12 protein-coding genes are annotated in these 12993 nt (G+C 49.4%); all 12 read right to left on the minus strand.

From position 1 onward, the window contains the following. Positions 1-24: 24 nt before the first annotated feature. Positions 25-1350: a flagellar protein export ATPase FliI gene (gene fliI / locus KZ483_RS18035; RefSeq protein ID WP_220348896.1), complete on the minus strand. Its 1326-nt coding sequence runs from the start codon at positions 1348-1350 to the stop codon at positions 25-27. Then, positions 1340-2164: a FliH/SctL family protein gene (locus KZ483_RS18040; RefSeq protein ID WP_220348897.1), complete on the minus strand. Its 825-nt coding sequence runs from the start codon at positions 2162-2164 to the stop codon at positions 1340-1342. The genes fliI and KZ483_RS18040 overlap by 11 nt, the downstream gene beginning before the upstream one ends. Next, positions 2157-3170: a flagellar motor switch protein FliG gene (fliG, locus tag KZ483_RS18045; protein WP_220348899.1), complete on the minus strand. Its 1014-nt coding sequence runs from the start codon at positions 3168-3170 to the stop codon at positions 2157-2159. The genes KZ483_RS18040 and fliG overlap by 8 nt, the downstream gene beginning before the upstream one ends. A 12-nt stretch (positions 3171-3182) precedes the next feature. Next, positions 3183-4751: a flagellar basal-body MS-ring/collar protein FliF gene (fliF, locus tag KZ483_RS18050; RefSeq protein ID WP_220348901.1), complete on the minus strand. Its 1569-nt coding sequence runs from the start codon at positions 4749-4751 to the stop codon at positions 3183-3185. A gap of 44 nt (positions 4752-4795) precedes the next feature. Beyond that, positions 4796-5104 (minus strand): flagellar hook-basal body complex protein FliE, encoded by a 309-nt coding sequence (fliE, locus tag KZ483_RS18055; RefSeq protein ID WP_258881318.1) that lies wholly within the window; start codon positions 5102-5104, stop codon positions 4796-4798. A gap of 22 nt (positions 5105-5126) precedes the next feature. Beyond that, positions 5127-5576 carry a flagellar basal body rod protein FlgC gene (gene flgC, locus KZ483_RS18060; RefSeq protein ID WP_220348902.1) on the minus strand — a complete coding sequence of 150 codons (450 nt, stop codon included), beginning with the start codon at positions 5574-5576 and terminating at the stop codon, positions 5127-5129. A 2-nt stretch (positions 5577-5578) separates the two neighbouring features. After that, entirely contained in the window at positions 5579-6019 is a 441-nt protein-coding gene (flgB, locus tag KZ483_RS18065) for a flagellar basal body rod protein FlgB (RefSeq protein ID WP_258881319.1), read from the minus strand. Between the two features lie 204 nt (positions 6020-6223). Further along, positions 6224-6994: a GTP-sensing pleiotropic transcriptional regulator CodY gene (gene codY / locus KZ483_RS18070; RefSeq protein WP_220348904.1), complete on the minus strand. Its 771-nt coding sequence runs from the start codon at positions 6992-6994 to the stop codon at positions 6224-6226. A gap of 30 nt (positions 6995-7024) precedes the next feature. After that, positions 7025-8431, minus strand: a complete 1407-nt coding sequence (gene hslU / locus KZ483_RS18075; protein WP_220348906.1) for an ATP-dependent protease ATPase subunit HslU — start codon at positions 8429-8431, stop codon at positions 7025-7027. A 41-nt stretch (positions 8432-8472) separates the two neighbouring features. Then, positions 8473-9018 (minus strand): ATP-dependent protease subunit HslV, encoded by a 546-nt coding sequence (gene hslV / locus KZ483_RS18080; protein WP_220348908.1) that lies wholly within the window; start codon positions 9016-9018, stop codon positions 8473-8475. A gap of 466 nt (positions 9019-9484) precedes the next feature. Next, positions 9485-10831, minus strand: a complete 1347-nt coding sequence (gene trmFO, locus KZ483_RS18085; RefSeq protein WP_220348910.1) for an FADH(2)-oxidizing methylenetetrahydrofolate--tRNA-(uracil(54)-C(5))-methyltransferase TrmFO — start codon at positions 10829-10831, stop codon at positions 9485-9487. A gap of 35 nt (positions 10832-10866) precedes the next feature. Further along, a complete protein-coding gene (gene topA, locus KZ483_RS18090; RefSeq protein ID WP_220348912.1) occupies positions 10867-12966 on the minus strand; it encodes a type I DNA topoisomerase in 2100 nt (699 codons plus the stop codon). Positions 12967-12993: the final 27 nt, after the last annotated feature.

Consider the following 12993-nt stretch of genomic DNA (forward strand, 5'->3'; position numbering starts at 1 on the left):
ATTCGTTAGTGGAGTCTTTTTTAGTTATCTTTTATAGAAATCGATCACTAATCTCTCTTGAGCTTCTTTATAGTCGACCTTTTCTGATGTTTTTTGACGGGTGTAAGCGCGAATCGGCTCAATGTTTTCAATAGCCTTATCTATTTCTGTATTCGAACCTCGTTGGTACGCCCCAATATTAATAAGGTCTTCCGAATCTTTATAAATAGAAAGGAGACGTTTCAACTCATTCGCTGCATCCTGCTGCTCTTCCGGAACGATTTCTTTCATGACTCGACTGACAGATGACAGAATATCAATAGCGGGAAAATGTCCTTTATTGGCTAGATCCCTGCTCAAGACAATATGACCGTCCAATATACCGCGAACGGCGTCGGCAATCGGCTCATTCATATCGTCGCCGTCGACGAGCACAGTGTAGAATGCGGTGATCGAGCCTTTTGACCCTGTTCCGGCCCGTTCCAATAGTTTCGGCAGATTCGCAAAAACCGACGGGGTGTATCCCCTTGTAGCGGGCGGTTCTCCTATTGCCAAGCCGACCTCACGCAGCGCCATCGCATACCGAGTGACTGAATCCATCATGAGCATCACATTCAAGCCGCGGTCGCGGAAATATTCAGCGATTGTTGTCGCAATCAGAGCTCCCTTGATTCGAATCAGAGCCGGCTGATCGGACGTAGCGACAATAACGACAGAGCGCGAAAGCCCTTCAGGGCCGAGATCCTTCTCGATAAATTCAAGCACCTCGCGTCCTCGCTCGCCGATAAGTGCAATCACATTCACGTCGGCGGAGGTATTACGGGCAACCATACCGAGCAGCGTACTTTTGCCTACACCCGACCCGGCGAATATTCCGACGCGCTGACCTTGGCCTATCGTCAGCAGTCCGTCGATGGCGCGTACGCCAATACTAAGCGGTTCCTTGACCCTCGGCCTCATTAAAGGATTGCTTGGCTGATTATGGGTCGAGTAATGCGGCATCCTGCTGGAAATAAAAGAACCGTCGAGCGGTTGACCGAGCCCGTCAAGTACTCTGCCGAGTAAATCGGAACCCACCTGCACCGAAAGAGGTTTACCGGTTCCGACTACATCGCAGCCCGGTCCGATCGATTGCAGTTCACCGAGCGGCATGAGAATAACCTTATTGTTGCGAAATCCGACAACCTCGGCTTTGAGCGGCTTGGCCGACTTAACCGGGTAGATGAAGCAGACATCGCCGATACTTGCATCAGGACCTTCCGACTCGACGGTTAATCCGATAACTTGCGTTACTTTGCCGTTTACACGTACGGGATCTATCGGGCGCATGTGCTCAATATACTTTTGTACATTTAACCGGCTAGCTGTCATCAGCCTGACCTCGATCCTCGGCTTGCAGCGCTATTGAGATGAGCTCGCGCTTTATCTCACTCAGTTGGGTATCGATTCTGGCGTCGATGCTTCCGAATGCAGACCGTATCACGCATCCTGAATCCTTCACCGAAACATCCGGTACGATTTGGAGCTCGGCTTGTGAATCAATCGCCAAACTGAGCTCTTCTCTTGCAGCTTGTACGAATGTTAAATGCTTCGGCGACACGCATAGGGTGATGACGCCTTGCTCCCGCCTGCGCTGAAGAGACTTGCGTATTAAGTCAAGTGACCAATCGGGCGAAACCGTCAGCTGTTTGCTGATAATTTTCTCGGCAATCGCTGTGCTGAGTTCCACAAGAAACGGTTCGGATTCCTGAATGATCTGTTCCTTCATCCGATATGCAGAGTCCAGGATGGATTTGGCTTCGGTGAGCATGGACTCCCATTGGGTGCGAACCTCCTGCTCGGCTTGGATTATTCCTTCGCCGTATCCAAGCATATAGCCGTCATTGCGAATTTCTTCGAGCCGCGTCTGGTCTTCGGCACGACGTTCAAGCCACCAGTTGTCGATTTGCTCATTGGCGCTTCGATACATCGATTCTATTTGTTCGCCTGTCTCCTCAATTCGCTGCTTGGCAAATTGTTCGGCATCCGTCAATATTTGATCGCGCAGCGAAATCGTTTCTTCATCCGGGCCGGTAATCTCAGCACTCTCGATTGCGGCTTGCCTGGCGGAATGCTTGTTGTACCATTCCAGACGTTTTAAATCTTCAACCGAGACAACGAGGGAGGATTTATACAACCTAGACAATGATATCATCTCCTCCGCCGCGTGCGATGATGATCTCACCCGATTCCTCCAGCCTGCGAATTGTCGCTACAATACGAGTTTGTGCTTCTTCAACGTCACGCAGCCGAACAGGTCCCATATATTCCATTTCTTCCTTGAATGTTTCCGCCATCCGTTTGGACATGTTGCGGAAGATGACTTCCCTGACTTCTTCGCTCGCCACTTTCAGTGCAAGCTGTAAGTCGGCATTCTCGATATCGCGGATAATACGTTGAATGGAACGATTGTCGATATTGACGATATCTTCGAAAACAAACATCCGTTTCTTGATTTCTTCAGCCAATTCGGGATCCTGAATCTCAAGCGCATCAAGGATTGTCCGTTCCGTCCCGCGATCGACGCCATTTAATATTTGAACGATTGATTCAATCCCCCCCGCACTGGTGTAATCTTGAGTAACGGTAGCGGACAGCTTCTGTTCGAGTACGCGTTCCACCTGCGAGATGACCTCGGGAGAAGTACTGTCCATAAGCGCTACGCGCCGGGCGACATCGGCTTGTTTGTCTTGCGGAAGCGAAGACAAAATTTGTGAAGATTGATCGGCCTTCAAATACGACAGTACGAGAGCTATAGTCTGCGCATTTTCGTTCTGTATGAAATTCAGAATTTGACTTGCCTCGGCCTTTCTGGCGAAATCAAAGGGACGTACCTGTAATGTAGCCGTTAGACGGCTAATAACTTCCAAAGCCTTTTGTTCGCCGAGCGCCTTATCCAATATTTCCTTGGCGTAGGCAATACCACCTTGCGAGATATATTCTTGAGCGAGACAAATCTGATGAAATTCACTTAAAATCGTATCCTTATCGACACTCTCGACTTTTCTTACATTTGCAATTTCGAGGGTCAATTGCTCAATTTCATCGTCTCTTAAATGTTTGAATATTTGAGCGGATACTTCCGGCCCGAGTGAGATCAATAAAATAGCTGCTTTCTGTCGACCGCTGAATCCTTGTGATACTTTCGCCACCCTAGGCCACCTCTATTCATCAACAAGCCAAGTTCTGAGCAGGTTAACAAACTCGTCAGGTTTGCGCTTCGCAAGCGTTTCAAGCTGTTTGCGAACTTGACTTTCATTGTTTACAGCGTCTAGATCAATGGTCGGATATTCAACCTTACCCGGAACAGCCACTTCTTCTTGGACTGCTGCCTGCCTGCGACGGCGAACAACCATAAATCCGAGTCCGCCAATTAGAGCTAACGCGGCAAGACCGATACCGACAAGCCATCCGGTGGATAGTCCCGAACTGGAAGTGGCGCCGCTTCCATCCGTGAATGTTTGTGCAAGTATTGAAACCTTCTTACCCATCAGTACATCATTATTCACATCTTGTCCCGACTCTACCAATTGCGAGCGGAGAAGCGATGTGAGAAATTCGTTCATGCCGGTCCTGGCCTCGGGACTTAGTTTGCTTTTCTCCACGCCCACACTGATCGACAAATCTTTAACTACATAAGGGCCGGACTCAATTTGATTATTGATCCGGTTTACTTCGTAATTGGTTGTTCGGCTGTTTTCCTCGGTGTTTGTACCAGTCCCACCGGTCGTCCCTGTGTAAGTCGGCACATCCGTAGGGCCGGTCCCCGCCACGCCGCCTGAACTGTTTGGACCCGTTGCGGTTTTGCTGTTCGTTTGTTCGCTAATGATGATGCCGTTATTATTGTTGTTCGCAAGAGGCGAAACGAGCTGCTCATCCGATTTCTTCTTGTCGAAATTAATCGTGCTCTGTACGTTAACGACCAGATTGTCCATCCCGACCATTCGCCCTAGAAACTGTTGAATATTTCGCTTTAGATCACTTTCGTATTTCCGTTGGATCTGGTAGTGCGTTTCAATTGCCGATGCGGCTCCGGCACCGGGACCGCCTACGTCGGAGGAAGCGAATAATTCCCCCTCCGGACTTGAGATCGTAATATCCTCGATCTTCAGGTTCGGTACTGCAGTCTTTACCAGATTGTAGTAACCGTCAACTTCCTTTTGGGTTGGCCGATAACCTGGTTGAAAATCCATCATTATTGAGGCGGAGGCCTGTTCTTTCTCATCAGTAGAAAGAATTGCGCTCTCTTGGGGGAGGTTTACAAGAACATTCGATTTTTGCACTCCCTGCATATCGTTAAGGAGCTGTTGAATTTCGCCGTTAAGGGCGTTTCGGTACTTCACATCGAACTCCCGGTCGGTGGAACCGAACATCGACGATCCATTGTTAAAAGCATCAAAACCGATCGAGCCATTCTGTACAAGGCCTTGAGAGCCGGCTTCGACTTTCACCTTCGCAGCATCGGCTGCAGGGACCGAGATGCTTTTGCCGCCGTCTTCAAGTTTATAGGGGATATGATTGCTGTCCAGATAATTCATGACTGCCGCTGAATCCGTAGCGTCCAGATCCCGAAAGGCGAGTTCGTATGCCGTTCTCGAAAAGAAAGTTGTAAGTAAGACGACGACCAGCAACAATACGCCGACCGTCGCGCCAAGCCATATTTTTTGATTCCTGCTCATTGCATTCCAATACTGGGAGACTTTGACCCGGTACTGGGATAATTTCTCGTTCACAATTTCACCTCAATCTTGTGCTTCTTATACGACTATGAGTGCTTTTAGATTTGTGTCCGCATAATGTCTTGATATGCTTCTATCACCTTATTGCGGATTTGCGAGGTTAACTGCAAACTGAGTTCTGCTTGCGACGATGCAATCATGACTTCCGATACATCCACTTGCCCGAGCATATATTTGTCGGTTAAAGCCTGTACATTCTGCTCCTCTGAACCTACGCCGTCAATTGCTTTTTTGAGATAGTCACCGAAGCTTTGCGTCATTTCAGCCGGTGAAGTCATATCTTTGCGAGCGCCGGGCTCAGTAAGCCGAGCCGCCGGCTGCATGCTGATCGTCATTTGATTAAGCAATGGAATCCCTCCGGCTTTTATTTTATCTTCCGATCTCAAGCGCTTTGATAAACATGCCTTTTGTTGCATTGAGCGCAGTTACGTTAGCCTCATATGAACGAGATGCGGAGATCATATCTACCATTTCCTTCGTAATATCGACATTAGGCATTTTGACATATCCATTCTGGTCGGCATCGGGATGTCCGGGATTGTACACCAGCTTTGAAGGTGTTGTATCCTCAATAATACTGGTCGCTTTTACGCCTAAAGAACTACCTGACAGGTTCATTTGATCATTCAAGATGTCGGAGAAGGATGATTGGTTCGGTTCCAGCACGACCATTTTCCGCTTATAGGGCTCGTACCTCCCATTAACGAATTTGGCTCTCGTAGTCTCGGCGTTGGCAATGTTGGAAGAGATCACATCCATTCGCAGCCGCTGCGCCGTTAAGGCCGATGCGCTTGCATCAAAACCGTTTGAAAGCTTCAACTTTAACCCCTCCCATCGATTGCTGTACGCATCATCTTCACATCATGATTTACCTGCTGGATATAGAAATTATAGTTCAACTGATTTTTAGCGAGCAGCGTCATCTCTCGATCGATGTCGACATTATTCGAGTTATTATTCATCACACTATTTTGATCCGTAACAACTTTTGCTTGCAGCTCTTCGGAAGATTGGCCTATGGCAAAATGGCGAGGATTCGTGCGTCTTCCCGCTAGAATCGGCACACCGTTACCCATGCTCTGCTCCAAATAATCCTCAAAAATGACATCCGAACGTTTAAATTTCGGAGTATCGGCATTTGCGACATTATTGGTGATCACTTTTTGACGCAGCTCAGATGCACCTACGGCGCTTGCCAATCTGTTAAATTCCGGGCCATTCAACAACATATATGAAAAACCCCTTTTCCAATCTATGGTCATTCTTAATTATTCAACAGAATATTCCCCATTCCTTCTTTCTTCGACAAAAGATTATTAAAAAAATGAGAAACTATTGTCGATGATTGCCGACAGATTAATATTCCTCAACTCCCAAAATTAATACAATAAGAAAAAAGCCCTATCTTTTAAAAGATAGCGGCTTTTTTTTGGTAAAAAATAACTTCTTTCGAACACTCAATGCAGTTAATTTTTTTTCTTGTTAAGCTCTTGAATGAGCATGTCGTTCAAAATTTTGATGTATGTCCCTTTCATGCCCAAAGAACGGGTTTCAATTACTCCGGCACTCTCAAGCTTCCTCAGCGCATTGACGATAACGGACCGTGTGATTCCGACTCTGTCGGCGATTTTGGATGCTACCAGGAGACCTTCTTTGCCATCCAGCTCTTCGAAAATATGCTCGACAGCCTCCAGCTCGCTAAAAGACAGAGAGCCAACTGCTACCGCAACGACAGCCCTGCTTCTCGCCTCGACTTCGATTTCCTCCGCGCGCTCCCGAAGTATTTCCATACCGACAATCGTAGATCCGTATTCGGCAAGAATAAGGTCGTCATCGCCAAAAGGATCCGAGCTCCTCAACAAAACAAGGGTCCCAATACGCTCCCTTCCTCCCACTATGGGAACGACTGTCATCTTCTCATGTCCGGACATCAAGGGGAAAGCCTCGCATACTCCGTCATCGGGCGTTACATTGGTGACTGTCTCCTGCATCCCCATAAAACGATCGTTGCATGCGGGTGAAAACCTGAGCTCAGCGACAGGTATCGCCCGCAGCTGTTCATGTTGATACGGACCTACGGCCGCGCAGCCCAGCACTTTGCCTTTCCTGCTGACTACAAATACATCCGCTTGTATGGTTGTGCACAGCACCTCCGCCATCTCCCGGAAATTGAGAGCTCCTCCGGCCGCGCGTTGGAGCAGCCGGTTAAGCGTTCTCGTTTTTGCAAGTAAAATCATGCCATTGCCTCCTACTTTCCTATCCATTCCTTACAGTATATATTGACTCAAATCTCTGTTTTTCGCAATGTTGCCCAGTTTCTCCCGAACATATTCCGCTGTAATCAACATGTGATCGAGTGAAAGCTCCGGGGCTTCGAATGAGAGATCCTCAAGCAGCTTTTCCAAAATCGTATGCAGCCGCCTTGCACCGATATTTTCGGTGTTCTTATTTACGTCCGCAGCAATAGAGGCAAGCTCGCGAATAGCTTCATCCGAAAATTCGATGCGTATGCCTTCTGTCTCGAGCAGCGCCGTATATTGCGTTGTGAGCGCATTTTTCGGTTCAGTCAGTATTTTTACAAAATCTTCGAGGCTTAAATTTGTCAGCTCGACGCGAATCGGAAATCGTCCCTGGAGCTCCGGGATCAGATCGGACGGTTTCGCGATGTGAAAAGCACCTGCGGCAATGAACAAAACATAATCGGTCTTGACCGGTCCGTATTTGGTCATGACGGTCGAGCCTTCAACAATCGGCAGTATATCCCTTTGGACGCCCTCGCGTGAAACATCGGGTCCGGAGCCGCGCGAGCTGCTGGCGATTTTATCGATTTCGTCGATAAAAATAATACCCGACTGTTCAGCCCGGCTTACCGATTCGGAAATCACATCATCCATGTCGATCAGCTTGTTCGCTTCTTCTTGTATAAGCGCCTTACGCGCCTCTTTAACCGGCAGCTTGCGCTTCTTGGTGCGCCTCGGCATTAATTGACCGAACATTTCTTGTATGTTCATCCCCATCCCCATGCCTTCGCCGCCCTGCCCGGAGAGCATATCCAGCATATTCGGAGATGTATCTTCGACTTCGATTTCGATAATATCCTGCTCCAGCTTACCGGCTTCGAGCTGTTCCCGCACACTCTTGCGCCGCTCAAGCACAGATGAGCTCTCTTCCTGTTCCTCCTGCGGTTCCTTCTGTCCCGAATTTCCGCCGAACAGCATTTCAAGCGGATTTTTCTGCGACTTCTGTTTAGTCGCGGACGGTACAAGCATGGAAACAATCCGCTCATTGGCCAATTGCTCCGCTTTATCCCGAACCTTCTCGGTCTTCTCGGCTTTCACCATCCGGATGGACGTCTCGACAAGATCCCTCACCATCGATTCCACGTCGCGGCCGACATATCCGACCTCCGTAAACTTCGTGGCTTCCACCTTAACGAAAGGAGCATTGACCAGCTTTGCAAGTCTGCGTGCAATCTCGGTCTTGCCGACGCCCGTAGGGCCGATCATCAAAATATTCTTCGGAACGATTTCATCCCGCAGTGCATCATCCAGCCGATTTCTCCGGTAGCGGTTGCGCAAAGCAACTGCGACAGAGCGTTTCGCTTGCTTCTGTCCGATGATATATTTATCAAGCTCCGCAACAATTTGCCTTGGTGTCATTGCTTCGTGTGCCATCGATAATCCCCTCCACATAAGCTACTATTACGCAGACCGAGCTACTCTATTTCTTCAACGATAATATTCCGGTTTGTGAACACGCAAATATCGGCGGCAATTTCCAAAGCGGACCTTGCCATTTCCTTCGCTTCAAGCTGGCCGGCATGCTTACTGAGCGCCCGCGCGGCGGCAAGTGCAAAGCTTCCGCCGGAACCGATGGCCAAAATGCCGTCGTCTGGCTCGATAATTTCTCCATTGCCTGAAATCAGCAGCATTCCGGTGGCATCCATGACAATCATCATTGCTTCCAGTCTGCGAAGCACGCGGTCAGAACGCCAGTCCTTGGCAAGCTCAACAGCTGCACGCTGCAAATTGCCGTGATGCTCTTCCAGCTTGCTTTCAAACTTCTCGAACAACGAGATTGCATCCGCAACCGAGCCGGCAAATCCCGCTACCACTTGACCGCGGTATAACCGCCGGACTTTCTTGGCCTGATGCTTCATAACCATACTGTTGCCGAATGTCACTTGTCCGTCTCCAGCGATCGCCCCTTTGCCGTTATGACGAACCGCGCAAATCGTAGTAGCATGAAACTGCATTTCCATGTGATAACACCTCCTAAAGTTTTCTGCGGTATTCTTCTTGGCCCAACTTTCTTGTAAAGCAGAAAACTGCTTCGGAAGCATAGACTAAAGTTTTCTGCTGATTCTTCTTGTGCCTAGCTTTCCTGTAAAAGCAGAAAACTGCTTCGGAAGCATAGACTAAAGTTTTCTGCGGATACTTCTTGTGCCTAGCTTTCCTGTAAAGCAGAAATCTGCTTCGGAAGCATAGACTAAAGTTTTCTGCTGATTCTTCTTGTGCCTAGCTTTCCTGTAAAAGCAGAAAACCGCTTCGGAAGCATTGAGTAAAGTTTTCTGCGGATTCTTGCCTGTAAAGCAGACTCTTCTTACTATGGAAAAACATACGAAAGCTGACTCCCGTACATTCGTATTTACAATAATGAAACAGCTTGAGTTTCAACACAGCACCGCTGCCGCTGACTAAAGTGACAGCATGCAAACGGGAAGCACCTTATTCGCGTGGCGTTTCAACTACGATGCGGTCTGCATACTGCTGTGTAAAACGTGCCAATTGGTCCAAGGCACGGGCTGCGATCGCTTCATTTTTTTCTTTTTTTCCGCGGATCCGCTTCTCAAGAGGCGGAAATAAACCAAAGTTGGCATTCATCGGTTGAAAATGTTTAAAGTCAGCCGTCGTTATATAATGTGCCATGCTGCCAAGTGCAGTGTCTTCCGGAAATACTAACGGATCGAGCCCCTGTGCAAGACGTCCGGCATTCAGTCCGGCAATTAATCCCGAAGCCGCAGATTCAACGTAGCCCTCGACACCCGTCATCTGCCCGGCAAAGAATAACGTGTCGCGCTTCATAAATTGGTAGGTAGGCCGAAGCAGCTTGGGCGAATTGATGAACGTATTGCGGTGCATCACACCGAAACGGACGAATTCCGCTTGTTCCAAGCCGGGAATAAGCCCCAGCACTCGCTTCTGTTCGCCCCACTTGAGATGCGTCTGAAAGCCGACCAGATTATACAGCGTGCCGGCGGCATTATCCTGTCTTAGCTGCACGACCGCATGCGGCAGCTTGCCGGTGTGAGGATTGACAAGACCGACCGGCTTCATCGGACCGAATAACAGCGTTTGTTTGCCTCGGCTTGCTATGACTTCTACAGGCATGCAGCCTTCAAAATATTGTTCCTTCTCAAAATCCTTGAGTTCAGCCTTCTCGGCCGTAATAAGCGCATTGTAAAATACCTCGAATTCTTCCTCTGTCATCGGGCAGTTTAGGTATGCAGCCTCACCCTTATCATAACGTGAAGCAAGATACACCTTGCTCATGTCGATAGAGTCTTTCTCCACAATCGGCGCCGCGGCATCGTAGAAATAGAAATATTCCTGGCCAAGCAGCGATTGAATCCTGGCCGAGAGCTTGGGTGCGGTGAGAGGACCAGTCGCTACAACAACGATGCTTTCAGCGGGAATGTCCGTTATCTCCTCACATCGCACATCAACAAGCGGATGCTCCTTCAGGCGGCTTGTAACATCACCCGAGAAACCGTCGCGGTCGACCGCGAGCGCGCCGCCTGCCGGAACGGCGTTACGATCGGCGCAATCCAGAATGAGCGAATTCATTCTCCTCATTTCTTCCTTCAAAACGCCGACAGCGTTGGCAAGCCCGTTTGCGCGCAAGCTGTTGCTGCAAACGAGCTCAGCAAATTTATTCGTATGATGCGCCGGCGTTTTGGTCTCCGGACGCATTTCGTAAAGAGTAACGGGCACGCCTTGCGATGCTATCTGCCAAGCAGCTTCGCTCCCCGCAAGCCCCGCTCCGATGACCGTTACACGTTGTAATTCGGACAATGGACTTACCACCCTTTCATCCAGCGAAGCAAACATTATACTTCTGCATGGTCCTGCTCTTCGAGTACTTCTTCGTTATGTTCACATTGCGTACACTGAAGTTTCGCACCGCTCCGGTTGCGCTTCTCTACCATCAGGCTGCTGCATTCGGGGCACGCTTTGGCAGCCGGTTTATCCCAAGAAACATAATCGCATCCCGGATATTGATCGCAGCCATAGAAGAAGCGCCCTTTCTTGCTGCGGCGTTCGATAATCTTGCCGGCGGCGCACTTGGGACATGCCACGCCGATATCTTTCACAATCGGCTTCGTATTGCGGCACTCCGGAAACCCGGAGCAAGCGAGAAACTTGCCGAAACGGCCCATCTTGTAGACCAGATGACGGCCGCACTTCTCGCAAGTCTCATCAGACACTTCGTCTTGAATTTCTATTTCCTTCATCTCGTCCTCAGCCACTACAAGCCGCTTCTCGAACGATTCGTAGAAAGAACCGAGAACACGCACCCAATCCTCTTTACCGTCTTCTACATGGTCAAGGTCTTCTTCCATGTGGGCGGTAAATTCGGCATCGAGAATTTCCGGAAAAAACTCTTCCATAAGCTGAATAACAAGCTCTCCGAGCTCCGTCGGAATGAACTTCTTCTCTTCCATCGCCACATATCCGCGTTTCTGGATGGTCTCAAGCGTCGGCGCGTAGGTGCTTGGACGTCCGATACCGACTTCCTCCATCGTACGTACCAGCCGGGCTTCCGAATAACGCGGAGGGGGCTGGGTAAAATGCTGCTTCGGATCCAAAGCTTCCTGCTCAGCGACATCACCGACTGCAAGCGGTGGAAGAAACTTTTCCTCTTCCGTCGAGCCGTCGTCATTGCCTTCGACGTAAATTTTCATAAATCCTTGGAATTTCACCTTCGAGCCAACCGCCCTGAACGTAGCGGTACCTACCGACAAATCCACCGTCATCGTATCGAGTACGGCTGATGTCATTTGGCTGGCTACAAACCGCTCCCAAACAAGCTTGTATAGCCGGAACTGGTCGCGGCTCAAAAACTCTTTTACAGTGTCGGGATCGCGATGCACGGATGTCGGACGAACCGCTTCATGGGCATCCTGCGCATTGCTGTTTTTCTTTGCATAGACGCGAGGCTGTTCAGGCGCATAAGGAGCGCCATACTTCTGCTCGATATAGCCTTTCGCCTCTTCCTGCGCGACAGGCGAAATACGGGTAGAGTCGGTACGCATGTAAGTGATCAACCCGACTGTCCCTTCTTTGCCCAGATCGACGCCCTCATACAGCTGTTGAGCGACCGACATCGTTTTGGAAGCGCGGAAGCCGAGCTTGCGCGCCGCTTCCTGTTGAAGCGAACTTGTAATAAAAGGCGGCGCCGGGTTCCGCAGCCGTTCTTTTTCTCTGACGTCGGCCACGGTATACAGTGAAGAACCCATTGCACGAAGCACTTCCTCGACGTCCCGCTCGCTCCCAAGCTCCCGTTTCTCTCCGTTCAGGGAATGAAACTTCGCTTCGAAGGACGCTGCGCCATGCTTCAGCTGCGCCGTGATCGTCCAATATTCTTCCGGCACGAACGCGTCGATTTCATTCTCGCGGTCGATAATAAGTTTAACCGCTACGGACTGGACACGACCGGCAGAAAGCCCCTTCTTGACTTTTTTCCAAAGGAGAGGGCTGATTTTATAACCGACAAGCCTATCCAGGATGCGCCGCGCCTGCTGAGCGTTCACAAGATCCATATTGATCGGGCGCGGCGTCTTGAAGGCATCCTTGACGGCTTGCTTTGTTATTTCATTAAATACGACTCTGCACGAATCGCTCTCGTTGATCTCCAGATAATGCGCCAAATGCCAGGCTATCGCTTCACCCTCGCGATCGGGGTCGGCCGCGAGATACACTTTTTTCACTTTCTTGCTTGCGTCTTTAAGTTCTTTGAGAACGCTGCCTTTTCCGCGGATCGTTATATATTTGGGGTTGAAATCATTCTCGACTTCAACGCCGATTTGGCTTTTGGGCAAATCGCGAATATGGCCCATCGAGGCTTTGACGATGAATTTGCTGCCTAAATATTTGCCGATTGTTTTCGCTTTTGCCGGTGATTCGACTATAACTAATGAATCCGCCATCGCTAATGCCCTCCTCTCGACTGCATG

Source organism: Paenibacillus sp. sptzw28 (genome assembly GCF_019550795.1).
GTDB lineage: Bacteria > Bacillota > Bacilli > Paenibacillales > Paenibacillaceae > Paenibacillus_Z.

Bases quoted from the DNA above. Each gene is read 5' to 3' on its own strand.
- hslU (WP_220348906.1), bottom strand. From the start codon at position 8,431: ATGGCACACGAAGCAATGACACCAAGGCAAATTGTTGCGGAGCTTGAT.
- fliI (WP_220348896.1), bottom strand. From the start codon at position 1,350: ATGACAGCTAGCCGGTTAAATGTACAAAAGTATATTGAGCACATGCGC.
- flgB (WP_258881319.1), bottom strand. From the start codon at position 6,019: ATGACCATAGATTGGAAAAGGGGTTTTTCATATATGTTGTTGAATGGC.
- topA (WP_220348912.1), bottom strand. From the start codon at position 12,966: ATGGCGGATTCATTAGTTATAGTCGAATCACCGGCAAAAGCGAAAACA.
- hslV (WP_220348908.1), bottom strand. From the start codon at position 9,018: ATGGAAATGCAGTTTCATGCTACTACGATTTGCGCGGTTCGTCATAAC.
- codY (WP_220348904.1), bottom strand. From the start codon at position 6,994: ATGATTTTACTTGCAAAAACGAGAACGCTTAACCGGCTGCTCCAACGC.